General features: G+C 55.7%; 19 protein-coding genes. 10 read left to right on the top strand and 9 right to left on the bottom strand.

Features of this window, described 5'->3' with window-relative positions; translation table 11 throughout:
- The first annotated feature begins 3 nt into the window (after window positions 1-3).
- The 4 genes from LOC70_RS21000 (at window position 4) to LOC70_RS20985 (ending at window position 5,304) form a co-directional block, all read left to right on the top strand.
- Window positions 4-1,590 carry an aspartate:alanine exchanger family transporter gene (locus LOC70_RS21000; RefSeq protein WP_230255930.1) on the top strand — a complete coding sequence of 529 codons (1,587 nt, stop codon included), beginning with the start codon at window positions 4-6 and terminating at the stop codon, window positions 1,588-1,590.
- Window positions 1,591-1,905: 315 nt separating this feature from the next.
- Window positions 1,906-2,940 (top strand): DUF1559 domain-containing protein, encoded by a 1,035-nt coding sequence (locus LOC70_RS20995; RefSeq protein ID WP_230255929.1) that lies wholly within the window; start codon window positions 1,906-1,908, stop codon window positions 2,938-2,940.
- A gap of 5 nt (window positions 2,941-2,945) precedes the next feature.
- On the top strand, window positions 2,946-4,127 hold the full coding sequence (locus LOC70_RS20990; protein WP_230255928.1) for a PepSY domain-containing protein: 1,182 nt from the start codon (window positions 2,946-2,948) through the stop codon (window positions 4,125-4,127).
- A gap of 1 nt (window position 4,128) precedes the next feature.
- On the top strand, window positions 4,129-5,304 hold the full coding sequence (locus LOC70_RS20985) for a hypothetical protein (RefSeq protein WP_230255927.1): 1,176 nt from the start codon (window positions 4,129-4,131) through the stop codon (window positions 5,302-5,304).
- A gap of 145 nt (window positions 5,305-5,449) precedes the next feature.
- Here the strand turns inward: LOC70_RS20985 and lipA are convergent, their stop codons facing one another.
- Window positions 5,450-6,400 carry a lipoyl synthase gene (gene lipA, locus LOC70_RS20980; RefSeq protein WP_230255926.1) on the bottom strand — a complete coding sequence of 317 codons (951 nt, stop codon included), beginning with the start codon at window positions 6,398-6,400 and terminating at the stop codon, window positions 5,450-5,452.
- A 144-nt stretch (window positions 6,401-6,544) separates the two neighbouring features.
- On the opposite strand from lipA, the gene smpB reads away from it, so the two are divergent.
- Genes smpB through LOC70_RS20965 form a run of 3 tightly spaced genes read left to right on the top strand, consistent with a single transcriptional unit; the run spans window position 6,545 to window position 9,216 of the window.
- Window positions 6,545-7,108 (top strand): SsrA-binding protein SmpB, encoded by a 564-nt coding sequence (gene smpB / locus LOC70_RS20975; RefSeq protein ID WP_230255925.1) that lies wholly within the window; start codon window positions 6,545-6,547, stop codon window positions 7,106-7,108.
- A 60-nt stretch (window positions 7,109-7,168) separates the two neighbouring features.
- Complete coding sequence (locus LOC70_RS20970) at window positions 7,169-7,852, top strand: ABC transporter ATP-binding protein (protein ID WP_230255924.1); 684 nt, start codon at window positions 7,169-7,171, stop codon at window positions 7,850-7,852.
- On the top strand, window positions 7,849-9,216 hold the full coding sequence (locus LOC70_RS20965) for an ABC transporter permease (protein WP_230255923.1): 1,368 nt from the start codon (window positions 7,849-7,851) through the stop codon (window positions 9,214-9,216). Before LOC70_RS20970 ends, LOC70_RS20965 begins: the two co-directional genes overlap by 4 nt.
- 406 nt (window positions 9,217-9,622) lie before the next feature.
- On the opposite strand, the gene LOC70_RS24550 is transcribed toward LOC70_RS20965, so the two are convergent.
- The 3 genes from LOC70_RS24550 to LOC70_RS20950 all read right to left on the bottom strand — a co-directional run bounded on the left by LOC70_RS24550 (window position 9,623) and on the right by LOC70_RS20950 (window position 13,312).
- Complete coding sequence (locus tag LOC70_RS24550) at window positions 9,623-11,314, bottom strand: DUF3732 domain-containing protein (RefSeq protein ID WP_230255922.1); 1,692 nt, start codon at window positions 11,312-11,314, stop codon at window positions 9,623-9,625.
- Window positions 11,315-11,631: 317 nt separating this feature from the next.
- A complete protein-coding gene (locus LOC70_RS20955; RefSeq protein ID WP_230255921.1) occupies window positions 11,632-12,135 on the bottom strand; it encodes a three component ABC system middle component in 504 nt (167 codons plus the stop codon).
- Complete coding sequence (locus LOC70_RS20950) at window positions 12,125-13,312, bottom strand: ABC-three component system protein (protein ID WP_230255920.1); 1,188 nt, start codon at window positions 13,310-13,312, stop codon at window positions 12,125-12,127. Before LOC70_RS20950 ends, LOC70_RS20955 begins: the two co-directional genes overlap by 11 nt.
- A 612-nt stretch (window positions 13,313-13,924) precedes the next feature.
- Between LOC70_RS20950 and LOC70_RS20945 the strand changes: the two genes are divergently transcribed.
- Entirely contained in the window at window positions 13,925-15,400 is a 1,476-nt protein-coding gene (locus LOC70_RS20945) for a sulfatase family protein (protein WP_390889065.1), read from the top strand.
- 166 nt (window positions 15,401-15,566) lie between these two features.
- Here LOC70_RS20945 and LOC70_RS20940 read toward each other — a convergent pair whose 3' ends face one another.
- From LOC70_RS20940 to LOC70_RS20925, 4 genes are all read right to left on the bottom strand, one after another.
- On the bottom strand, window positions 15,567-17,177 hold the full coding sequence (locus tag LOC70_RS20940) for a TolC family protein (RefSeq protein WP_230255918.1): 1,611 nt from the start codon (window positions 17,175-17,177) through the stop codon (window positions 15,567-15,569).
- A 237-nt stretch (window positions 17,178-17,414) separates the two neighbouring features.
- Window positions 17,415-17,897 carry a protease complex subunit PrcB family protein gene (locus LOC70_RS20935; protein ID WP_230255917.1) on the bottom strand — a complete coding sequence of 161 codons (483 nt, stop codon included), beginning with the start codon at window positions 17,895-17,897 and terminating at the stop codon, window positions 17,415-17,417.
- A gap of 5 nt (window positions 17,898-17,902) precedes the next feature.
- Window positions 17,903-19,132, bottom strand: a complete 1,230-nt coding sequence (locus LOC70_RS20930; RefSeq protein WP_230255916.1) for an ankyrin repeat domain-containing protein — start codon at window positions 19,130-19,132, stop codon at window positions 17,903-17,905.
- Window positions 19,133-19,333: 201 nt separating this feature from the next.
- Window positions 19,334-20,905: a hypothetical protein gene (locus tag LOC70_RS20925; RefSeq protein ID WP_230255915.1), complete on the bottom strand. Its 1,572-nt coding sequence runs from the start codon at window positions 20,903-20,905 to the stop codon at window positions 19,334-19,336.
- A gap of 307 nt (window positions 20,906-21,212) precedes the next feature.
- Between LOC70_RS20925 and LOC70_RS20920 the strand changes: the two genes are divergently transcribed.
- Window positions 21,213-22,556, top strand: a complete 1,344-nt coding sequence (locus tag LOC70_RS20920) for an outer membrane protein assembly factor BamB family protein (RefSeq protein ID WP_230255914.1) — start codon at window positions 21,213-21,215, stop codon at window positions 22,554-22,556.
- Window positions 22,557-22,590: 34 nt separating this feature from the next.
- Here LOC70_RS20920 and LOC70_RS20915 read toward each other — a convergent pair whose 3' ends face one another.
- Window positions 22,591-23,343, bottom strand: coding sequence for an AraC family transcriptional regulator (locus tag LOC70_RS20915; RefSeq protein ID WP_230255913.1), 753 nt, complete (start codon window positions 23,341-23,343; stop codon window positions 22,591-22,593).
- A 121-nt stretch (window positions 23,344-23,464) separates the two neighbouring features.
- Here LOC70_RS20915 and LOC70_RS20910 point away from each other — a divergent pair, with 121 nt between their 5' ends.
- Window positions 23,465-24,436 carry a dihydrodipicolinate synthase family protein gene (locus LOC70_RS20910; RefSeq protein WP_230255912.1) on the top strand — a complete coding sequence of 324 codons (972 nt, stop codon included), beginning with the start codon at window positions 23,465-23,467 and terminating at the stop codon, window positions 24,434-24,436.
- Window positions 24,437-24,460: the final 24 nt, after the last annotated feature.

Raw genomic sequence — 24,460 nt, 5'->3', positions numbered from 1 at the left:
ATTATGAATTCCATTCTCGTATTACTCGGCGTCATCGCACTGGGATTGCTGGTGGGCCGCGTATCCTTTCGAGGGATCTCGCTCGGCACCTCTGCCATTTTGTTTGTCGCGCTTCTCGCGGGGCATTTTGGATGGACGATCCCCAGCGGTTTCGGAACGTTGGGTTTGGCACTGTTCGTTTACTGCGTGGGAATCTCCGCCGGCCCCACTTTCTTTCGAGGCCTGGCATCTCACGGCCGTGCGATGGCGATCACCGGATCGAGCATTGTCCTGACCGGAGTGATCGTGACCTACATTTGCGCGCGGTTGTTGGATTTACCGGCCGAGCTCGCGGGCGGTTTGATGGCCGGGGCGATGACCAGCACACCCGCACTCGGCGCCATCACCGAATCCGCGAATGATCCGTCGTCGGTTGCCGTTGGCTTTGGGGTCGCCTATCCCATTGGCATTATCGCGGTGGTGCTGTTCGTGCAAGTCGCGATCAAAGCGTTTGGCCAAAAGGAAACCGAGGACTCGTCGGATTCCAAGATGAACTTGCCGGAGACGAGCGATCACGACATTGGTCGAGGCGTCGTCCGCATTGCCAACCCGATCGTCGCGGGAAAACGTCCCAGCGAAATCGTCGCCTTCGCCGATTCACCTTGTCAGATGTCTCGCGTCCAACGGGAAGGCCGCTGGCGTCCAACACCGCCCGACTACCAATTCGAGATGGGCGACGAAGTCATGCTGGTCGGTGAGCAAGCGGATCTGCATCGAGTTTCGGAGACTTTGGGCGAATGGATGAACGTCGCCGATCCGGTCGTCGACGCTGATCGTGAACGTCGCTACGTGGTGGTGACTTCGCCTGAAATTTATGGCCGCACGTTGAAAGAACTCCGGCTTCGATCCAAGTACGGCGTGACGATCGTTCGCGTGAAACGACACGACGTCGAATTCGTTCCTTCCGCACGAACACGATTGGAGTTTGGCGACACCTTGACCGCGGTGGGCGAACCTGATGCGCTCGCGTCCATCGCGACGGCGGTGGGGCACCGGCCTCGAACCGTCAATGAAACGGATTTGCTCTCGTTGGTGGCGGGTATCGTCGCGGGAATCTTGCTGGGAAAACTGTCGTTGCAGTTCGGCAGTGTGTCGATGTCGTTGGGAGTCGCCGGCGGCCCGCTGATGATTGGGCTGGTCTTGGGGCACTTTCGACGTCTGGGTCCCATCCGAGGCTCCTATCCACCCGCCGCAATGTTGTTGATGACGGAGGGCGGATTGGCATTGTTCTTAGCGGATGCCGGATTGAACGCGGGGGCGAACGTCATGCAGGTCCTTCGCGAACGCGGTTTGCTGCTGTGTGTTGCTGCGGCGGCGGTCGCGATCATCCCGTTGCTGGTCGGCTTCTGCGGCTCACGGTTCCTGGGCAAACGAACACTTTGGCAATCACTGGGGGCAACCTGCGGCGGAATGACGTCGACTCCCGGGCTGGCGGTTTTGACCGGTGCGACGGACTCCAGCCAACCGGCGACCAGCTACGTCGCGGCCTACCCGGTTGCCTTGGTCCTCATCACCGTCGCGGCACCTTGGCTGGTCGGCTTGCTTTCCTAGCGACGCGAACGGTCGATTTCGACAGGAAAATTACAACCTTTCGCGAAATGTTTGCAGAGTGAAGCTTGCAACATCCAGTGACTTGTGGAAAATGCCGGCTATTGAGATTCGGTCTCAATATCAAAATTCATCTACCGATCACGTAGCAAGCCAACGAAGCGTCACCTCCCGGTGTCCTGATCCGATTCCAGGCAATTTCATTTGCCTCCCGCCTTTGGATCAGACGAGCCTTCCCTCGCCAGCCAACGTCGGACCGCCACGATCGTTCTGTGAAGTTCGATCGAACGATTCAAACGTTAGCAAAAGGAAGAATTCATGCGCGGAGCTTTGCGCAAATCCCAATCCGGTTTTACCCTGGTCGAACTGTTGGTGGTCATCGCCATCATCGGCGTGCTCGTGGGCCTGCTGCTTCCCGCGGTCCAATCCGCCCGTGCGGCAGCCCGCCGCATGAGCTGCAGCAACAACGTCAAACAAGTTTCGCTCGCCGCTCACAACTACCACTCAACCTTCAAACGATTCCCCGGAATCGGCGATTCGATTTCAAACGGATGGAGCGTCCAAGCACAATTGCTTCCTTATGCGGAGCAGGCCGGACTCTATGACGTGATCGACTTCGAAGCCGGTTTGGGTCGGGCTGCTTCCACCGCAGGATTCAACCCGCCGAATGATGTCGCCGCCGCGACGGTGGTTCCGTTTTACAACTGCCCGAGTGACGATGTTCCGCCCAAAAAGATGGTGACCTACACGCGAGGTCGCAACTCTTACAGTTGGGAACATGCCGGTCTCAACTACTCGATGAACGTTGGAACCGGCACTGACGAGAACGTCGACATGGGCAGCGCCACCGACGGTCTGTTTTGGGTCGATTCCGAAACTCGTTTCCGAGACATCTTGGACGGGACCTCCAACACCATCTTGGTCGCGGAAACCCTGATGGGTCCGGGATCGGATTTGACCGAGATCCCATTTCATTTAGGCGGCAAGTACATCGCGACAGGATCGGGACGCGATGTTTCTGACATGCAAACCTTTCGTGACACCACCTGGAACACTGATCCGCGAACGTTCATTGAATCTCATACCAACTGGTCCGGCACTCGCAACACCGCTTGGATCTCGGGCTTCGGCAGCGGTGGCGGATCGATTAACGGTTGGTACACACCCAACAATGCGCTGCCTGACCTTTCCATCCGCGCTTACATGGCCGCTGGACCACGCAGCCAACACGAAGGCGGCGTCATGATCGGTTTGGCGGACGGCAGCGTTCGCTTCATCACCGACAGCATCGAACTGGAACTGTACCGAGGCTTGTGGACCGTTCGCGGTCGTGAAATCACCACGGAATTTTGAACGTCATGTCAGCCACCATCGAAAGCCCTGAGTCCCAGTCGGAAACCACTTTGAACAGTGGGCTCGCGGACAAGCCAGCGCAAACGACTTCCACGAAGCCCAAACGCAAACCCAAGAAGAAAACTTGGTACGGAAAGCTTGGACGATCTTCGCTGATGCTGGTCCGTCGCACGCACCTGTACTCGGGGATCTTCATGTTCCCGTTCGTGCTGCTGTATGGTTTCACCGGTTGGTTCTTCAATCATCCGCGTTTGTTCACCGGCGATGAAGTTCGCTCGTTCGCCGCAGCGGACCTGTCCGATGGATCGCTCCGCGATTTACCGACGCCCGATGCTTTGGCGGCATCTGTTGTGGAAGAGATGAACTTGGAATCGTTTCTGATTGGTGGCCCGAACATCGAGTTGTCAGACGCGCGCTCGCCGCGTTTCACCGGCTTCTTGAGCTACACCGTGAACACCGAATCCGCGTCGCATCAGGTGACGGTCAACCCACACACTGGCGACGGTGAAATCCGCACCACGCACGTGGTGAAGGAAGATGAGGCAGCGGACGACGAACCCAAACTCAATCCACTCGCGGGCATCTTCCAAGCGTCCGTCCCCGGCGGTCCACTCGATGTTGCGAAAAACTCGGTGCCCAAGGTGCTCGACGAGCTCGGTTTGGAAAGCGGCGAAGCGTTTACAGGTCGACGTTCGCCATCGCTGGAATTCGCGGCCATCGCCGACGGAGTCCCGTGCATCGTGACTTGGAACATGGGCAACGGAGGCATCACCTCGATCCGTGAAGATTCAAGACCACAGATGGAAACCAAATCGTTTCTTCAACGGCTTCACCTGGCTCGCCACTACTCGCCCGGTTGGGATGTCCGCTGGGTGTGGGCGTTGATCGTCGATGTGATGTTTGTGTCGATGGTGTTCTGGGGTGTCTCCGGATTGATGATGTGGTGGCAAGTCAAACGCACGCGAATGCTGGGGGCCGGCGTGTTGATCGCTAGCTTTGTTTTCACCGCCATGCTTGCGATGAACATGCATGACTCCATGACCACCGGTGCCGGACGCGGTGGTCGCGGTGGCGGAGGAGGAGGCGGCAACCGCGGTGCGTCAATCGCAACGGCAGCCCCCAGTGACGCTTTGACGATGAAGTCCGTTCAGCAAACAACGATCGACACCAACGCACAAGGATCTTGACATGAAGAAGCCATCCACCAATCGCGGTCGCAAATTCGCCTGTACCGCAACGTTCCTCGGCACAGTCATGCTGAGCGGCGTTCAATCATTCGCCGACGATCAGCCCACACCCACCATCGAAGACAAAGCCGATGCGATGGCGGAAACCTTGTGGGCCGGTATCCAACAAACCGCCCGCGAACCCAACGCGGACTCGGTTTCGCTGTTGGGTTTGGTCAAGGTGTTGCGGGCCTCAGGAATCGATTCGCCCGATGCGGTGGGTGGAAGTCGAGGCGGACGAGGAGGACGCGGCGCGGGTGCAAGCGCTCGAGGCGGCGGACAAAGCGGCGGCGGCCATGTTGCCCCCAATTCACCAGAAGAGATCCGGGCCAAATTCGACTCCATGGATCGCGATCGCAACGGTGTTTGGGAAGGCGACGAGATCAACGCGTACATGAGCGGCCAACCAGCAAGCTCTGACAACAAGGTCACCTTCGAAGAATACAGCGAAGCCTGGGCCGAGCTGCGTTCACGAATGGACTCCGGTGGCGGAGGCCACAACCATGGCGGCGGAGGTGCCGGTGGTAACCGTGGTGGAAATCGAGGTGGCCAGGGTGCCGGCGGTGGCGGACGCGGCGCTGGCGGACGCGGCGCTGGCGGACGAGGCGCCGGTGGGCATGGTCCTGGCGGGCACAGTCATGGTGGTGGTCAGGGACGCGGCGGCGGACAGGGACGTGGGCGAGGCGCGGCTGCAACACCCGAGTCCAACATCAATACCAACGCCGAATTTGTGGTCTCCCTGGATTCCAACCGCGACCGCAAGATCACTCGCGACGAACTGATTCCCGCTCTGATCGCAGCTTTGACGCCTGCACCGGTTGAAGAAACGGAGACCTCCGGCGAGTCGCCAACATCCGCAGCCCCGGCCAACATGGATCGGCAACAACGAGGCCTGGAGCGACGCACGCAGATGCTGGTCAAAGCCATTGCGGTTTGCTCCGCTTGGCACGCCATCGACACCAACGGCGATCAGAAAATTCAGTCGACTGAGTTGAACGCTCGGCTCGGAACGAAAGAGGCGACTGGTGTCGCCGAGTCCTTTGGAATCACCGAAGACAAAGCCCTGCCACTGAGCGAGTTGTTTCCTGCGGCGCGTCGCTTGTCAGACGAACAGGTTGACGCGGCACTGAAGCGTTAAAGCCCGCTCCCTGCCTGATTCGCTCACGGCTTGTGTCGCTCTCGGGCCAAACCACTCACGGACGAAGCGATTTGGACATCGTCCAAACAAACGAACTCATCCGTCGGCAACACAACGTCAACGGATGAGATGCCCACGTTGTTGACTATTCGGTTTCCGCCATGTCGCGAGCGTGGTAGCTGCTGCGAACAAACGGGCCACTGGCGACCTTCTTGAATCCCATCGACTTGGCGATGTCAGCCAACTCGTCGAATTCCTCGGGTGGCACATAGCGAACCACGGGCAAGTACTTGTCGCCTGGTTGGAGGTATTGCCCGAGCGTCAAGAAGTCGACGTCGTGTTCGCGAAGATCGGACAGAGCATCCAGCAGCTCGCCACGTTCTTCCCCCAATCCCAACATCAAACCGCTCTTGGTTTTGACGTCGGCGTCGTATTGTTTGACGTCTTTCATCATGCCCAACGTCCAGGCGTAGTCGCTTTTGGGGCCACGCACGCGTCGATACAAACGTGGGACCGTTTCCATGTTGTGATTGAACACCGTGGGCTTGGCTTCGATGACGCGAGCCAAAGCGTCCTTGCAATGCACGAAGTCCGGCGTCAACACCTCGGTTGTTGCACCGGTCCGCTCGCGAACCGCGACCACGCATTGATAAAAGTGATCCGCACCGCCGTCGGGCAAGTCGTCTCGCGTGACACTGGTGATGACCACGTGTTTCAATCCCAAACGTTCCGCCGCTTTCGCGATGCGTTCGGGTTCATCCACGGCGGGAGCGGCCGGTGGACGTCCGCGACTGACGGCACAAAAACCACATGGCCGCGTGCAGACATTGCCCAAGATCATGAAGGTCGCAGTCTGCTGACTGTAACACTCCATCCGGTTCGGACACTTCGCGTTGTCGCAGACGGTCTCCAGCCCATATTCTTCCATCAACGAATCGGTCAGGTGATTCGAATTGGATTTGGGGATCGGCCGTTTGAGCCATCGCGGCAATCGACCGGTCGAACTGACATCGGTCCCCACGGGCATTTCTGGTTCGGCGACAACTGGCAAACGAAAAGCCATGTGCGTCCATCCGGGTGATAGGCAAAAAATCAAAAATCAGTTGCGGGCGTCGGGTAGCTGAACCGTTCGATTTGAAGATTCGTAACCCATGCCGACCTACCCAGTGTAATGGGCCACAAGCGATACGAAAATGGTCGCCCCATCCTGCTTTCGCGGGATCCCGATACAATCACGACCATGTCCAAGAACAAAAGCAAAAAGAAACCGACCTTGACCGAAGCTGGCGCCAAAAAAGCGGCCGGTAAAAAGTCGGGCAAGGGCAAAGCCAAAAACGCAAAAAAGAATCAGCCGAACATCACCCCGGTCGCGGAAAATCGCAAAGCCAAGTTCCGCTACGAGATTTTAGACAGCATCGAGTGCGGCATGATGCTGATGGGCAGCGAAGTCAAATCCATGCGCGAAGGCAAACTGTCGTTGGATGAAGCCCACATTCGCGTCACCAATGGCGAACTGTGGTTGGTGGGTTCGGACATTGCTCATTACAACAACGCGGGCATGTGGAACCACGATCCACGCCGCCCCCGAAAATTGCTGGTGCACGCCAAGGAGTTTGACAAATTCGCGGGCCGAGCCCACGAACGCGGGCTGACTCTGATCCCCCTGCGCGTTTACTTCAATGACCGAGGATTGGCCAAATGCGTGATGGGATTGGTCAAAGGTAAGAAGCTGCACGACAAACGCGAAACGCTGAAGAAACGAGACGCCGACCGAGGTTTGCAACGGGCGATGCGTCGCAAATAGCCACGGCCCGACACCTGCCCCCGAACCACGCCGGTTCCCCCACCCAACTCAGACTGCGACATGCTTGAGATTGAAAATCTGATCAAACGATTCGACCAACCCAACGGAGGCGAATTGACGGTGCTGGACATCCCGTCCTTTCAAATCGCGGCGGGCGAACAAGTCGCCTTGATCGGGCAAAGTGGCGGCGGCAAAACGACCCTGCTGCATTTGATCGCGGGAATGCTGACCGCCACGTCCGGTTCGATTCGCATCAACAACCTGGAACTGACTCGACTGAGCGAACAAGGTCGCGATCGATTCCGTGCGGGAACGATCGGCTACGTTTTCCAAACGTTCAACTTGTTGCCCGCCTTCACCGCGTTGGAAAACGTCAAGCTGGGGATGACTTTCGGCAGCGGGCATGTGGATCCAATTCGTGCCTCGGACTTGCTGGACCGCGTTGGACTGGCGGACCGAGCCGGCTATCGGCCCAGCCAGTTGTCGGTGGGACAACAACAGCGTGTTGCCATCGCACGAGCTCTCGCCGGACGGCCCAAGTTGCTCTTGGCGGATGAGCCAACCGCCAACGTGGACCCCGCCAGTTCCGAAACCGTTTTGGATCTGATCATGGACTCCTGCCGCGACGAAGGCATCGCTCTTTTGATGGTCACACACAGCATGGATGTGGCGCAACGTTTCCAGCGTTGCGACAAGTTGGAAGACATCAACCGTGCATTCTCACCCATGGGAGCCGGATCATGAGCCTTCTATTCATCGCTTGGCGAAACTTTCGCTACCGTGCACTGTCCAGTTTCCTCACCACGCTCTCATTGACACTCGGCGTTGCCTTGGTGGTGTTGGTCATGTCCATCTACGGCATCATCAGCGAAGCTTTCGTTCGCAACGCATCAGTGGGCTACAACTTGGTGGTCGGTCCCAAAGGCAGCACGTTGCAGTTGACGCTGAACGCGGTTTATTACCTCAGCCAACCCATCGAGAATCTGCCCTACACCGAGTACATGGAGTTCTTCACCAAAGAAGAACGCGCCGAGATGGTCCGCACCTTCGGCGGCGATCCCGCCTTGGGCGAGCGAGATGGCGTGTACGCAGGTTACATGAAAGGTGGCTACGCGATTCCACTGGCATTGGGTGACTACTTCGGCGAATTCCGAGTCGTCGGGACCACGCCGGACTTCTTTGAACTGCTGAAACACGGACCGGACGTGGATCAAGACTTCACGTTTCGCGAAGGTCGCAACTTCGAATATCACAACGAAGAAAACAGCTACTACGAATGTGTTCTGGGTGCTCGGGTTGCTGACGAGATGGGAGTCGGCGTGGGCGATGTGATGAATCCAACGCACGGAGACCCCGACGGCAAAGGTCACGGGCAGGGGTTCCAGATCGTTGGCGTTTTGGATTCCACCGGCACGCCCAACGACCGTGCGGCCTTTGTGAACATGGAAGGTTTCTACTTGCTCGAAGGCCACGCGAAACCGATTCCGGATGACGCCGTCATCGTGTTGCCAGAATCCGCGACCAACGCTGATCCAGACGAACCGTTGTTGCTGACGATCCCTGAACGCGAAGTCACGTCGATCCTGGTTCGCAACGGCAACTTGATGATGGCTCCCCAGCTTCAGAATCGGATCAAGGAAAGCGTTCGCGCGGAAGCCGCCACACCGATTGGCGAGATCAACAAGTTAATGTCGATGATCGTGGGACCATTGATGCAGGCCTTGTTGGCAATCACGTTGATCACCTGCGTGGTGGCCGCGGTGGGTGTCTTGGTCGCGATTTACAACTCCATGAATGACCGCAAACGAGACATCGCGGTGATGCGTGCTTTGGGCGCCCGCCGAGGCAGCGTGACTTGGATCATTCTGTTTGAAAGCTTGATCATCGCCCTCATCGGTGGCGTCGCGGGTTGGTTCCTGGCTCACCTGGGAATCTATCTGGCCAGCCCCCTCATTGAATCGCGAACGGGTGTTTCGGTCGGCTTGTTCAGCATCTCGCAATACGAGTTGTTCCTATTGCCATTGGTGATCGGGCTGAGCTTGCTGGCAGGCATCGTCCCGGCGGCCTCCGCCTATCGCACCGACGTGGGCACCAACCTATCGGCTTGATTCGAGCAAGCTCGAAATAAAAGCGCCGCAGCATTCCAAGAATTTGCGGCAGGTTGCGGCCCCGGTCCAGGCGGGTGAAAGCGAACCCATTCGGCAAGAATCAGCCCGCTCAGCGAATCCCCATCAATCGCCCGATCACCGATCTCAGAATTTACTTTAGAGCTCCCAAACCACCAGCAGCGCATCTGCAGGGTGAGTTCAGAGAAAGGTTCTATCCACCGATGCCCCGGCAAAAGCTACGGCTTCCACCCTCCGGTGTCTTCCACCGGAGCAGTTCGGCACCGGTTTGCATGCGCCCACCTCACGACCTAACAGCCCATGGAATGTAATGGGAATAGCGTCCTGGAACGCTGCGTAATCGCTTCACAACGAACGCCAGGCCGACCTGCTACGCCAGCAACTGGGATCAGCGACGTTCGGCGAGCCACGAGTTTGGGATTAAAAAGTCCGCCTCGCCACGCCATTCTTCCACAAGGTGAACTTTGTCAATTCCTCGCCACGTAATAGGCCCCGCATGATCTGTCACAATTATTTGGAGTGACTTGCTCTTCGTGACTGCCTCTGCAAACGCACGGAACACTCTGTGCACTTCTCCGATTTCTTTGTATTGTTCGATTTCCTCAGCGGACAACGTAGATCGTTCTGGGTCGTTCGGGTCCGGATCCCCCGGCCACCTCTCTGGGAAGTAAACTTGGCTTGGTTGATCGAAAACCAGAAATGAAGGAACCGGATTATCCTTTAATTCACTAAATCGCAAATGCAATGCAAGCATAGTGCTCACATGGAAACCCATGTAGTTCTTTCCGCTTCCAATCTCCCATAGGTAGTCACGTCGACTTTCGGCAGCAACGCGAATCGTCAACTCGCTTATGTCCAAAGTTGCGGGATCGTCCTTTCGTTCTAGGTCGATAATCGTTGCAAAATCTCGAATGTATCCACGGATTCGATTGATTGAATCGTCAAGTCGCGTCTTTTCTGAATTCGCATCCAATCTTGCTCGAATCTCGTCTACTCGTATCCGAAGTTGGTTGATCGTGGCCTGCGTTTCGCTATCGATATCCGTTTCCGCAACATTCTCGAGCGACTGCTCTAACCTTCCAACGAAACGGTATACTTCAACGAGTTGCTGTCGTCGGTTTGCCAGCTCATTCGACTTGTCTTCGAGGGCTCGCCGTTCAACACGAATGTCGTTTAGTGCTCGTTCCAGCTTAGTTATTGCTGCCTTGGTTTCGGAGACTTCCTTGTCAAGAACAATTGGTGTTTCTTGGACCGACGCCGTCACTGCCTGGAAGTCTGTCGCGAGATCGTCTAGGAGGTCAATCTGCTCTTTGCTCTTCTTGTCTTCACCTCCGCACAAAGGGCATTCGGCATTTTCGACTACGCGTTCGCGAAACCATTTCAGCGGCACAATTCGATCGGTGTTGCTTTTCGCCTCTTCACCAAAACTCTCAACCGTTTTCACAAGGGAATCCACCCGCGCGAGGTGAATTCGTTGCATTGCCAAGCTTGAAGCTGCCTCCTCCTCTCGGTTACGCAAGTCAGTCAACTGTGCGACTGACGTTGCAGTAAGTCCTTCATTTAGTTTGGGAATCGAGTTCTCCCTTACAGAATCAGGCAAGTCCCGTAATACGGCTATGTATTCAGAGGCACTCCATTTCGAGGTATTTTTGTTGTCAATCAGCCCAAGTTCGACGGCCTGTAGAAACAATCCTGAAACACGGCTACGCCAATCGTTCGCAGCGTCAAGAAGCTTCTGGAACTTCCTTTCCTCTCTCTGGATCTCGGCTTCGAGTTCGCGTAACTCGCGACGCAAAGCGAGATGTTCGTTACTGATCGCTCCCAGCACCAATGGAAATATCGTCTTCAGCCGTTCGCGATGTTCAGACGTGTCCGCTCGGTAGAAAAGCGTGAACGGATTTGCAATTACGTGCTGCGGTTGGTAGCAAAACGCAATCATGTCTCGGAAACTTGGGCGTGCAGTGAAGCCGACACGTCCTTCAGTCAAGCCGAAGTCTAAGCTGGGAAGAGCTGAAAGCTGATTAAGTCGATTTTTCAGGTTTGTTACATTGGAGTTTTTTTCGACGATCTCAGGAGGCACAGCGTCTTCTCCCTCTTGGATAAAGACATCGCTTGTCTGAACTTGGTCACCAGGATTCCGTCTCGCGAAAACGATGGGTCTGCTTCCAACGATGGCCTGTATCCCGAACCACTCCGTGGTTTCGCGAATTGGATATCCAACCGGAATGGCGCACTTACTAGACCCCAGACAGTAGTCGATGATCCAAATGAGTGTTGATTTGCCCGTAGCGCTTTGACCCGTAATCACGTTCACACAATTCGGCTCAAACCGTATCTCTCGTCGCGGCTTATCGTGATCTTTCGGCCAAAGGATTATTTTCTCAATTGTGAATCGCACTAAAAACCTACTCGCAGTAGTGAACAAATTGTCGGAAGTGGCAATTCACCAAACCACCTTCCCAGTCTCTTGGCGGTACGCTCGATATTTTTGGTCTGATCGAGATCAAATTTAAACTCGCCTGGCTTCGTTTTTCTTTTGGGAACAAGGTCTATCGACGTTGTTGTTCTGTCGAGGGAAATGAGTCCAACATTTGCTCCAACTCGAATCGCTTCAAACGTCTGGTCCGCCATGTCAATCATGCGATCTTGAAGCCCTGCGGGAATGGTCGGGTCTTTTGATAGAGCCATGTAAATCCCACTGCTCAACTGACATTTTGAGATACTCTCCGCAGTCTTCAAGTGATAGCAAATCGGCAAGACGAGCATACAAAGCGGCAGCGGCATACCGCGTACTTTTTTTTGCGATTGAAAACACTCGGAGACAGCGTTCCATAATATAGTGGCACCGAAAACTTCGTTTTGGACAAGCTTAAATTCAGCAAGCCGATCTTCAAAGAACACTCGATTCCTCCAATGTCTTTAGTAACTTTTTGAAACTGGGGTGCCAGCCCACAAAGAAGTCAGAGTCCAAGTCATTGGCTAGGCGGTGAAACGCTCCCGACGTCATGTAACGATCAATTGGCCTTAACTTCCCTAACGGTTCATCATGGTCAGTGGCGTCATCGTAAATGAAGTACCCGATCTGTTGATCCGTGCGTTCTCCCGGTGACCGCTTATGCCTTCGGGCTATCCGTTTCCATCGTTCGTACAGCCGAGCGTCGCGCGCAACGAACTCAGGTTTAGTGATAAGGCCACGCTGACATAGGCGAAAAATCTCTTTTGATTCACGAATCAAGTCGTTGATAGCGTCGATGGTTTCGTCATCGTCAGCGTCAATTAGCTGAAGTTGCATGACGAAAAGGTCATTTTTTTTGGCGTTGCGTTCCGAGTCTGAGACACTGATTGAACAAGCAGCTCGAGCCGACAAACTTTCGCGATGGCAGTTGTCGATCACAGCGTGTTTTTGATTTGCAAATGCCTCGCCAGATATCCAACCGGGTTCACATGCATCCCATAGTTGCTTGAGCGTTTGATTCAGCCAACCAAGCAAGGAATCATAGACATGTGGTCCATCCACATTTGATGGAAGTTGCAAATACTCAATGGTGTCTACCTTAATAGAATTAGATAGCTCTGTCCCATCATCGATTCGTATTCGACCAACGATGTCGTGCAAAGTGTCGTCGTCGGTGCGTTCGACTATTTCAACAAATTCCCTTATTGCATCTGAGGGAGTGTTTCCTTTGTAACGCAATTGTTGGACAGCCTCTTGAATACTCTCTGGCTCTCGCGCGTCCGCCAGCATTTTGGCTAGGCAATTACTTGGGATTTTTCGGTTCGTGCTCAAGATGAGTTGAGAATTGTTGACCCGCTCGGGCTCTACTTCCAACGCCGAGATCCAAATCGAAAGTGTTTTCCACAACCCAACACTACGGTCTGCAAATGGGTTGCCCTGGCCCAAAACTGTGTTCTTTAATTGCTCGGAGTCGGTGACAACGCCATCGAGCATCTCAACGACGTCATCTCCTGTTTCAACTCCAACCCAAGCAGATCTCGGTGCTTTCGCAAGCCGCAAAAGTGCTTTTTCCGGTTGAAAGAGATAGCCAGCCGCCGGCCCCGCTGCGTCGTGCTTCGTCATATTGAGATTGCCCAGATACAGGTCAGTGATCTGCCATTTTCGGGCTAAAGATGCCTACGTCAACAGAGGTGCACTAAAACTATCGAGATGCCGTGAGTTGTGTCATTATCCGCTCACCGAGCTCTTTTAAATTCTGCGATTCTACGCTTTACGGCACTTCACAAAGGCTTTGCGAGTGTAGTTTCCGGCTCGCCCACCCAAGCCTGACATCGCAGCCAAACTGTGGCTGTTGGCAGAACGCATCCAATGCACCTTGATCGCCTGGCGGATTTCTGTCGAACAACACGTTGAATCTGAAAGATAAAAGGAGTTGATCGAAGCTTCGAAGGCCATCCGGAATGGATTAGTTCGCTCGTCCAGGGCTCGCTCCGGTGGCCGACGCCGGAGTTTGAATGCTGGTTCTTTCGCTGGATCGGGTGAGCTCCAGCGTCGGTGACGAATCACTCGATCGCTGCTGAGGGGGGACTGCGAGTGGTCGTACTCCGCAGTTGGTGTTGGATCCCGTGTGCCGGTTCGCTTTCAGCATTTTGATTGCGAGCGTTGCTATCAAATGCCAATCGGGCGTGCGACGCGTTATGCTGATTCGTATTCTTTCCTCCCCGAGTGGTGATTATGAATCGAGTACACGCTTTTCGGCTTTTTCTGCAACGAGCCAGGCCCCACGAGCTTTGCGCTGCGTGCTTTTGCATCGTTGCTAGCTTGTTGGTTGCGCTTCCATGCGAGGCGGCCGACGAACAACCGCCAAACATCGTTTTGATGATGTGCGACGATCTGGGGTGGGGCGACACGGGCTTCAACGGCAACACAATCATCCAAACGCCGAACTTGGACCAATTAGCAAGTGAGGGCGTGATCCTTGATCACTTTTATTCCGTCGGACCGGTCTGCTCGCCGACGCGAGCTTCGTTTCTGACCGGTCGTCACTACTACCGGATGGGAGTCTGGACCGCGAACCAAGGACATCTGCCGGCGGAAGAATACACGCTCGCTCGGATGCTGCATGATCAAGGCTACGCGACCGGTCATTTCGGCAAGTGGCATCTCGGCACACTGAGCCGAACCATGTCCTCGAAGGGTCAAAAGCGACGTCCTGACCTGCACTATTCGCCGCCGTGGGAACGTGACTATGACACGTCGTTCGTCACGGAATCGGCCGTGTGCACCTGGGATCCGGGCATCGGACCACGATCGAAAAACAATCCTTACTTCGAAAATGGACAACCAACCCACGAGAACGTGCTCGGTTGCGATTCGCGGGTGCTGATGGACCGTGCGATTCCCTTCATTGAAGATTCGGTTCGGCAACAAAAACCATTCTTGAGCGTGATCTGGTTCCATGCCCCGCACGAAGACATCCAGGCAGGCCCCGAGTACTTGGCGAAATATAAAGGCCACGGGGAAGCGGCCCACTACTACGGTTGCATCACAGCCGTCGACGATCAGGTGGGTCGTCTTCGCGAGAAACTTCAAGAACTCCATGTTGCCGACAACACGCTGGTTTTCTTCTGCAGCGACAACGGGCCCGAAGGCGGAGTTCCCAAGGACCGATCGAAAACGAGGCGAGCCGGCAGCGCAGGCGAGTTTTCAGGCCGCAAACGAAGCGTTTTGGACGGCGGTGTGCGTGTCCCCGCGTTTGTGCATTGGCCCAAGCACTTGCCGAGCGGGATTCGCAGCGAGACACCAACCTCCGTGTTGGATCTGCTGCCCACGATCGCTCATCTCACCGAAGCGAAGCCCCATCCGCAGCGACAACTTGATGGAGAAAACGCTTGGCCCATTTGGAAAGGTGAAATTTCCCAGCGATCCAAACCAATTCCTTTTCGCTACGGCAACTTCGCTTGCCTGGTTTCGGATGACTACAAGCTGATCATCGAGTCTCCCCAAAACACCCAAAAAGACCGTTTGTTTCATCTCGCGACCGACGTCAAAGAGCAAAACAACTTGGCCGACCAACATCCGGACCGCGTCGCTTCCATGCGAGAAGAGATCCTCTCTTTCCTGGAGTCGTCGAAGCAAAGCCATGCGGGAAAGGAGTACGACAACGCATCGCCGCCAGTCGATCGATGGCGCGGGCTTGGAAAGAAATAGCTGAACTCGACACCTGATATCCCAAAGCTACGATCGATGGGCTTGGTGCCATGCCCCGCATGGTCATGGGCTCTGTGATCGTGATCCAAACGGATGTGCACTGCGTGGTCGACGGTCGATACCGCGCGACGGAATGTCACTGCATTTCAGGGAGTTCCCGCAACCACTATTCGCGGATGGTAACGAGCAGCCCTTCGATCTCTGCGGCGGCCAATCGTGCCTCGGCGGCGGCTTCGAGAACACTCAGTCGAGTGTTGAACAGCGTGCGTTGGATGGTCAGCAATTGGAGGTAATCCGTCTCGCCCGCTTGAAATGCACGTTGCGAAAGCAAATACGTTTCCTCCGACGTTGGCAGCACGGAATCGTTCAATCGCCGGTAACGTTCCAAGGCCATATGATATCGCCCAGCAGCCTCCGCGAGTCGACCTTCCAAGCTCAACCGAGTCCGATTCATTGCCGCCGAAGCCTCCGCGATGCTCGCACGAGCACTTCGAATGTTGCCCTGATTTCGATTCCAAATCGGCAACGGCAAACTGACTCCGACGCTGGCATAGGTATCGTCCGACGCTGTGTCGACACCGACGCCAATTTGTCCGGTCACGTTGGGCACCACTTGTGCACACGCCAACCGCAACGACCACCTGGCTCGTTCCAATTCGGATCCCGCCGCGGACAGTTCGGGGCTGGTTGCTGTAATCTCACTCAGCAACGCTTCCCAGGGTGCCTCGTCCAACCCGGTCGCGACATCGCCGACCAAAGGCTCGTCCGGCAGTTCGCCCGCGCCAACTGCCGCGACCAATCCGCGACGTGCGGCCATTGCCTGGGTGCGAGCGTTCTCAGCCGTGATCCGAGCTTGCTCCGCCTCAACCCTCGCTTGCAACCAAACAACACGAGATACTTCTTGGGCTTCCAATAGAGTCTTCACGGAACTTAGAGACTCATCAGCCAGCGAAACAATTTGCTCCGCGATCTCGGCACGACGTTGAGCAACGAGTGCGGACGCGAAAGCGGAGCGGACGCGGGTGAGCACTTCCAATTCAGTGGCTCGTAGCTGTGAGCGACGTTTTTCGGCTTCGTGAGCCTGCACCTGTTGGGCAAGTTTCAATTTGTCGGCGGTCACAAACTGTTGCGACATTTGGACCGAGTGCATCCCGGACGACTGTTCGTTGCCAATCTCATCGGACTGGTACTGCAAAACGGGATTGAACGGCAATCCAGCTTGAACCGCTTGCCCGTCGGAAAACGAAACGCGTGCTCGGGCTTCCGAAATGGACGGGTGGGCTGCCATGGCCATGCTTTCAAGCGATTCCAAACGGAGACCGTTGGCTGGCGTGACCAATGCGGGTGAAGAAAGTGTTGGATCGACAACTTGATTCTCAACTGCATCAACGCTCGCCTTCCATGCAGCCGCGTCCGCGATTGCGGCGGCCGCGGTTGAGTCATTCGTTTCAATTGCGGCATGGCTGCTCAGGTGCCAGGCAAGCTCCATTTCAGACGTGGCCGCCACGGGTTCGACTTGGTCAAACACCACTGGTTTGACATTCGTCTCGGCACGCAGACGAACCTTCGCCTCCGGAACTGGTGGGATGGATTCGAAATCCACCAGATTGGACTCCGTGGTCAACACCGAAGCGTTTGGAGGCGTTGTTTCAGCCGTCTTCCTGTTCTCGATGCCGGACGGCAGCGTCTGGCATCCAGTCAGCAATCCAATCGAGAGCAGGCAGCTCGCACGCTGGATCGCCTGGGAGTTCCACCCCTTCGTGAGTCGCGTTCGCACCTCGGTCCCTTCCGTTCAAAATTGCACTAGCCCGCAATTTAGATCGGTTCCTCAGGACTCTTCGATGATCCATCTTCGTTACAACCCGTTGGGTTCAACCTGCAACTCGAAGAAGCTGTAACGATTGTTCGGGTTGCGTGATCGCTTCCTGCACCGAGACCGGGTTTCGAATTTGCAAGCATTGCGATCGAAGTTTCACGCTCGGAATGAATTGAATCGGACTTGATGGAGTCTGGATCAGCTCTCGATTGAAACAACCTCAACGGCAATGTCAGCCGGCAACTTCGCCACCACCACCGCGTGTGACGGATAGGTCATCGCCATCCCGACCATGCGACCGGGCGTTGGCGAAGACCGCTTCACGAAAACCTTCAGCAAACTGTTCTGAAGACTGATCCCTTGGATGGAAATCGAACAGCCGGTTGAGTTGCATTCTCCGAGAGAAGCGATCAACAACGTTTCCTTCTCGAAATCGACTTTCGGCGCACCCGATGGATGTTCATTCGATGAGGTTCCCAGCAGTTTCATCAGTTGAGCTTCGGAACGAACCACCTCGACTCCTTCCTGCTCGATCCGATCCAAAGACACGGTTCTTAGAATCGAAATTTTGTCTTGCTCCGCGATCGGCAACGGCGAGGTCGGCTGAGTGCAGCCCACACCGCCGAGGACCGCGAAAAGCAACACGGTCACAAGGATCTTTCCAGGTGAATGAGTCTTCATGGCAATCACTCCAGACCCTCAGTCTTCAACCCATTTTGCGTCAACCACTTCGCCACTTCGGCACGACGCTCTTTCAGAGCTTGCAATGGGTGCTCGACCTTCTTGTCCAAACTCGGTTTGCGTAAGCCTGGGGTGTGAGGCGGAGCGACCGTGATACTCCAGTAATTTCGGAACGGCCCTTTGTTGGATGATTCCACGGTTGCGAAGTACAACGCGTTCTTCCCTTCCACTCCACCTTCAGAGTCTCGCAGGACGTTGACCAGATAGATCCCATTTGGGGTTTCGCAAGAACGTCCCGCCGCGACACGATGATTTTGCTTCGTAACCAGCGTTGGCTCGTCCCAACGCACTACCACTTTGCAGTGTCCCTGACCGATGACCAGCTTTGTTTCTGACCCGGCTTGAGACAAAGCATCGATCTCTGCACCCAGTCCAATCAACTTCTGAACCAACTCCAGATCGCCGCATGCGGCCGCGATGTGCAGCAAAGTCTTTCCACCACAGCGAGCGTTCACATCGATTCGCCCTGCTTCGATTCCTTCAACAAGCTTGCTGGAATCTCCCAAGATCAAGTCTTCGATCTCGGCGGGATACTGGATGCCTTGGCTGTTTCGCATGAAGTGATAGTGAGGCTGAATCTTCGCCAATTCTTGGACACTGAATCCTGACGCGAGTTGCCAATCCAACACCCCATCGGTTTTGATGTCACCAATCACATCCAAACAATGTTGCTGATTGATCAACCGAGCCAGTTTGGCATGACCCGATTTCGCGATCAGGTGCCCCACCGCACAATGAGTCCCCCAAAGATCGATGAATACCGGCGTGCGTTTGCAAGAATAAATGTTGCGTGGAAACTGCCCTGCTTCCATGTAGGCGATCAATCGCTCGATATTGGCTCGACGTTCCCGCAACTGAGCGTCGGTTAGATGCGACACATCCGCGTTTTGAAGTTCATCAATGACAAGACCGAAGTGAAGCTTCAGCAATTGGGTCTCGTCGATATCCGCGGCCACTCGATCAAGAACCAGCAAGTCGGGGGAATGCGTCAGCCAGTGCGGGTTCACACCTCGAAGCCGTCGCTTCAACGTCGCTGTCGAAGGGCTCGCCGGATGAACAACCGTTCGCGCGACTGCTCGGTCTGCCTGGATCGCGGCAGAAGCATTCTGGACTGTCTTGTCGAACTGCAGGGGACTCAGCAGAGCGGACGCGGCGAGAAGAATTGAGAGGAGCATGATCGATTCGTACTTTCATTTTCGAGGCCAAAGCGAGCGACTTGTTGAACGGCAACGTCGCTTCACCAGTCCTTGCGAAAACCTCGGCTCGATCCCCTCACCCATCTCAAAGAAAAAGATGAATTAGCTTGCCGGACTCGCGGCAATTCGTGATTTTGCCCGCAAAAGGTGGGCATTACCACGCCTTTAACGGATGGTCTGCTAGCTCAACGCTTCTCGGACCCGTTGAACCAATCCGTTGTCTCGATCCTGGTTTCCAGGCAACAAATAGGTTGCCGCAGCCAGATAACGATTCCGAAATTCAGGCGAGACGCTGTAGTAATCTTCGAGCGCCGCGGAGCTGTACTTGTAGTCGTGCGAATCGTTTCCTTTCAGAAACACCAACTGCCGAGCCGCATGAATGATCTCTTCCGCCGGCCCGTCAACCGACAGATAGCGATGCGTCGCGTCGGCAGCCGATGCTCGATCACGTCCCACCAAGTCAAAGATTTGACGCACGTTTTGATCTTCATCGCCGAGGTCATTGGATGCGGAATCAGCGTTCAACTCGTCGATCTGAATGTCGCTGACCTTCCCTCGTGAACGCATCGACTCGCGAAAGTGAGGAAGGAATGCGGCGTTCTGGAGTAGCAACCTCATCCGTGTTCGATCACTGCCCACGGTGCGATAGGCGTACTGCAAGGCATTGGTGGAGGTGGCCGAATGCAACGCCACAATCGCCGGTTGACGCATCACCATCTCAGCCGCCGACAAATACATCGCATCGATCGTCGATTGCGGCTGGATCCCGGATCGCATCAATTGATCGACCTCACGCACCGCCTCTTCGGGCGTTGCTTGACGAAAGGTTTGCAAGAGCGAAAGCGTTGCCGCCGAGTCTGGTTTGCCAAGGTTCCAACCCGTATTCCAATCAGCGATCCGTTCCTGCGTGACCTCAATCGCTCGATCAGCTTCCAGGTTGCTCTTGGATGGATTGGGTTCGCCATGATGGTTCAGCAACGCGTAAGTCAGCGATCGCAACACCGGTTCCGCATATCGCCAGCCAATGCACTGCAACGTTCGGAAACCGTTGGCAACATAAATGGCCTTGTGACCGATGCTTCGAAAGTCACGACATCCGTAGTGGGCGAGCGACTCGAATACCTCATGTGCCCCCGCGGTCCGCACGTACCCGGCAACCGCGGCGTCGGCGGCTTCCACGTCCCAACGATCCATCGCGTCGTGAAATGCCTGCTTGGCTCGATGAGGCGGTGGCACGGCGGATTCATCAACGGCGTGCAGCGTCCAATCGCCTTCGTTGATGTCTTGCGACTGAGCGGATTTGAAATAGTCGAGTGCCCAAAAGATCGGCAACCAACGATCTTCGTCGGGTGAACCCAAACTGGCCAAGTGAGCCGAGTTGACAACCAACACCGCGTGGAACTTAAAACCAACGGACGGACGAGGCTGAACATTTCGAACGCCGGCCAACAAGAGTGCCGCCAACACCTCGCGGTAGCTGGTGCCTCCGCGAATGCGTTCGGCGAACGCCGCCACCACGCGTTCGCGAGGCGTCTCCTCCAACAACCGAACCAGGGGTTCAATCTCATCTGAGAACCGAACGGCATTGGCATCCAGCGTTGCCTCCGCAGCACTCACTCGCGGCAGAGAACCAATCAGCAACTGATCCGACAACGCGAGCACGGTCGATGCACTGGCAACCGCCCCCAGAAAACCTCGTCTCTGCATTTGACCAGATACTTGAAATTTTGCTCGATGAGATTGGACCGCCATGATTTGCTTCCTTCGTGCGACTCGCGACAGAAATGATTCGACTCGACCATTCAATCTTTCATTGTACGAATTCCTGATGCGGCACTTGAAACGTTTTTCGTATCGATCCACCGTGGGTGGATCCCGCGAATGCAACCGACCGCATCCATGTTTTCGCCAACAGACCGAATGGATGTCATAGAATGTGCAAGCTCCGGCGACGTTCGCCCTCGCCGTCAGACCGTGGAATTTGCGTTCCCCCAAATACCCCCTAACATCTTCCATGAACACTTTACGAATCCAAACAACTCGCCTGTGCCTCGCTTTGATGCCGTGCCTCCTTCTGATGCTGGCGGCTGAAATCACAACCGGTTCGGTGTCCGCGATGGATCAGTGGTCGCAATTTCGCGGCGACCAAATGGATGGTCAGGCCACAACGGAACATCCGGTTCGTTGGAGCGAGTCCGAAAACGTCGCGTGGGTTGCCGATCTGGAAGGCGAAGGTTGGTCGTGCCCCGTGGTTTGGAACGATTTGCTTTTCGTCACGGAAGCCGTACCGGTTGGCGAAGAGGCAATTCAACCGGACGCAACCAACACGGGCGGTGATCGACGCCGGAACCGGGAAGCGGATCCCAAAGATCGCACCTATCGACTGCAAGTTGTTTGCCTGGATGCGAAAACGGGTGAGGAACGTTGGCGACAAACCGCTCGCGAAGGACGACCGGTTTTGGGTCGTCACAGCAGCAACACCTACGCCACCGAAACTCCTGTCACCGATGGCAAATACGTTTACGCCTACTTTGGAATGATGGGCGTCTACTGTTTCGACATCAACGGCGAATTGGTCTGGCAACGCGACCTCGGCAACTACCCGATGCGTGCCGAGTGGGGAACCTCCAGTTCGCCAATCCTGTTCGATAACAAACTTTACTTGCAGATCGACAACGAATCGCAAAGCTTTCTGGTCGCGTTGGACGCTCAGACCGGCAAAGACATTTGGCGGGTCGATCGCGAGGAATCATCTCAGTACAGCTCGCCAGTACTGTGGCGGAACAGCCAGCGAGCAGAACTGATCGTGGGAGGCACCTTTTGCCGTTCGTACGATCCCAACACTGGCGATTTGTTGTGGCAATTGAACATGGAAAAAGGACGCAGCTCAGCCACGCCACTGGCGTTGAACGATCGCTTGTACGTCGGTACCGAATATCGAAACCGTGGCGGAGCGGACGATGGCGGTGGCTTTCTGTTCGCAATCAAACCTGGTGGCAGCGGCGATCTAACGCCGTCGGATTCGCAGGACTCGACCGAGTTCGTTTCATGGAAGGTGGAACGATCGGGAATCCAAATGGCGTCTCCGGCCTATTGCAACGGATACCTGTATTTGCTGGAACGTCGCAGCGGAGTGGTGCACTGCATCGATGCGAAAACCGGCGAAAAGGCGTACCAGAAACGCATCCCGGGTGCTCGAGCGTTTTGGGCCTCGCCCTGGACGATGGGCGATCAAGTATTCTGCGTGGACACCAACGGAACGACGTTCGTTCTGCGAGGAGGCCCCAATTTCGAAGTGATCGCAGAGAACGAGATCGACGAGTTGACTTGGTCCACCCCCGCGATCGCCAATGAAGCCTTGTACTTCCGAACCGCGAAACATCTGTTCTGCATCCGGAAGTGATCGCCCGAGGCAATGGAATAACTTCCGAGCCGAGTCAATCAGCCTTGGACCGGGTCGTCTTGCGATACTGGCTCGGCGAAAGCCCCGTCGCTCGGCGAAATTGCCGGGTGAACGCACTTTGATCGGCGTAGCCGGCGTCTCGCGCGATCGTCACGATGGGCTTGTCGCTGCCATCGAGTTGCTGGCGAGCAAAGTCGATCCGTTGTTTCAGCAGCCACTGCCCGGTGTTCAGCCCAAAAGCGATCCTCATGCGTCGATCCAATTGGAATCGCGACAAACCAGCGATCTGCGCCATTTCCATGACGTTGATGGGCCGATCCCGCTTCGTTTCGGCGAGCTGCACCGCTTTAGCCACACTTCGGTAATCGTCTGAAGCTTGATTGGGCTTTCCCAAGTCTCGTGAAAATCCGACCAGGCCAATGTTGCTGCCATCTTTGCCTCGCAAGGGATACTTGTTGGTCAAGCACCATCCGACATCGTGCGTCGCATACAGGTGCAGTTCCAACTGAGTGATCAGTGGCGTTCCTGTTTGCAGGACCAAACGATCCTGCTCGGAAAAGATCTCACCGTAAGGCGGACGCAGAATCTCATCGGACTTGCGACCAATCAACTGGTCTTTTCGTTGCATCCCACACCGCTCCACCAACGTTTCGTTGACGACCACGTACTGACCTTCCGCGTTCTTGATGAAGTACACGGTGTCGTGCAGCCCGTCGAACAGACGTTCGGCGGTGTAGGGGTCCGCAAGTTGGCCGAACAGTTCGTGGGTGAGCGGTTGAGATGGCATGATTGGATTGTGCGCATTTTCAAGCCTGTTGTCGAGTGATCGACAAGACAGCCATCGCACGGCGAAACTATTCTGTTGCCGTCCATTCGCGTCCTGCATTTTGTTTGCGAGCATTTTGTTCATGAGTGATTCCAACACCGCCATCGACTCGTCCGTTTTTCGTGGCTGCATCCCCGCTTTGATGACGCCCTGCGATGCGGACCGGCAAATCAATCTGGATGGCCTCGTTCGCAAAGGCAAAGAGATGATGGCCGCGGGAATGACCGCTGTGGTCTACTGCGGGTCGATGGGTGATTGGCCTCTGCTCACTGACCAACAACGCCAAGATGGCGTCAAAGCTCTCTGCGATGCCGGCGTTCCGGTCATCGTCGGAACGGGTGCACAAAACACCTCCATCGCGGCCGCCCACGCGGCGCACGCCGCGGAAGTTGGTGCCGCCGGGTTGATGGTGATCCCGCGTGTTCTATCTCGAGCCACCTCACCCGCCGCTCAGCGCAATCACTTCGCTGCAATCCTTTCCGCGGCACCCAAACTGCCCGCGGTGATCTACAACAGCCCGTACTACGGGTTCGAAACGAAGGCGGACCTGTTCTTCGACCTACGCCGCGACCACGCCAACTTGGTCGGCTTCAAAGAATTCGGCGGTGCGGCTTCGCTCTCCTACGCCGGCGAGCACATCACCCACCAAAGCGACGACGTGCTGTTGATGGCCGGTGTCGACACGCAGGTCTACCACGGGTTCGTCCGATGCGGTGCGGTCGGCGCGATCACTGGAATCGGCAACTGCCTGCCCTTCGAGGTCCTGAAGTACGTTGAACTTTGTGAAGCCGCCGCGGCCGGCGACGTGCAAGCGGATCAGTTTGCTCAAGAGCTGTCCAACTCGCTGACGGTTCTCTCAACCTTTGACGAAGGCCCGGACTTGGTGCTGTACTACAAGTACCTGCTGTATCTGCTCGGCGACGCGGACTACGAATTCCAATTGAATGAATCGGACGCTCTGACCGCCAGCCAAGCCACCTACGCCGAGGCCCAACTGGCTCGTTTTCAAGCATGGTGGAAACAATGGCCCGGGAAGTCCTATCAAGCCAATTGAACCGGATGCTTTTGGATCATCAAC

Origin of the sequence: Rhodopirellula halodulae (genome assembly GCF_020966775.1) — a bacterium.
GTDB lineage: Bacteria > Planctomycetota > Planctomycetia > Pirellulales > Pirellulaceae > Rhodopirellula > Rhodopirellula halodulae.
This window is presented reverse-complemented; position numbering and strand designations above follow the sequence as displayed.

Bases quoted from the DNA above. Each gene is read 5' to 3' on its own strand.
- LOC70_RS21000 (WP_230255930.1), top strand. From the start codon at position 4: ATGAATTCCATTCTCGTATTACTCGGCGTCATCGCACTGGGATTGCTG.
- LOC70_RS20995 (WP_230255929.1), top strand. From the start codon at position 1,906: ATGCGCGGAGCTTTGCGCAAATCCCAATCCGGTTTTACCCTGGTCGAA.
- LOC70_RS20990 (WP_230255928.1), top strand. From the start codon at position 2,946: ATGTCAGCCACCATCGAAAGCCCTGAGTCCCAGTCGGAAACCACTTTG.
- LOC70_RS20985 (WP_230255927.1), top strand. From the start codon at position 4,129: ATGAAGAAGCCATCCACCAATCGCGGTCGCAAATTCGCCTGTACCGCA.
- smpB (WP_230255925.1), top strand. From the start codon at position 6,545: ATGTCCAAGAACAAAAGCAAAAAGAAACCGACCTTGACCGAAGCTGGC.
- LOC70_RS20970 (WP_230255924.1), top strand. From the start codon at position 7,169: ATGCTTGAGATTGAAAATCTGATCAAACGATTCGACCAACCCAACGGA.
- LOC70_RS20965 (WP_230255923.1), top strand. From the start codon at position 7,849: ATGAGCCTTCTATTCATCGCTTGGCGAAACTTTCGCTACCGTGCACTG.
- LOC70_RS20950 (WP_230255920.1), bottom strand. From the start codon at position 13,312: ATGACGAAGCACGACGCAGCGGGGCCGGCGGCTGGCTATCTCTTTCAA.
- LOC70_RS20945 (WP_390889065.1), top strand. From the start codon at position 13,925: ATGAATCGAGTACACGCTTTTCGGCTTTTTCTGCAACGAGCCAGGCCC.
- LOC70_RS20935 (WP_230255917.1), bottom strand. From the start codon at position 17,897: ATGAAGACTCATTCACCTGGAAAGATCCTTGTGACCGTGTTGCTTTTC.
- LOC70_RS20930 (WP_230255916.1), bottom strand. From the start codon at position 19,132: ATGCTCCTCTCAATTCTTCTCGCCGCGTCCGCTCTGCTGAGTCCCCTG.
- LOC70_RS20925 (WP_230255915.1), bottom strand. From the start codon at position 20,905: ATGGCGGTCCAATCTCATCGAGCAAAATTTCAAGTATCTGGTCAAATG.
- LOC70_RS20920 (WP_230255914.1), top strand. From the start codon at position 21,213: ATGCCGTGCCTCCTTCTGATGCTGGCGGCTGAAATCACAACCGGTTCG.
- LOC70_RS20915 (WP_230255913.1), bottom strand. From the start codon at position 23,343: ATGCCATCTCAACCGCTCACCCACGAACTGTTCGGCCAACTTGCGGAC.
- LOC70_RS20910 (WP_230255912.1), top strand. From the start codon at position 23,465: ATGAGTGATTCCAACACCGCCATCGACTCGTCCGTTTTTCGTGGCTGC.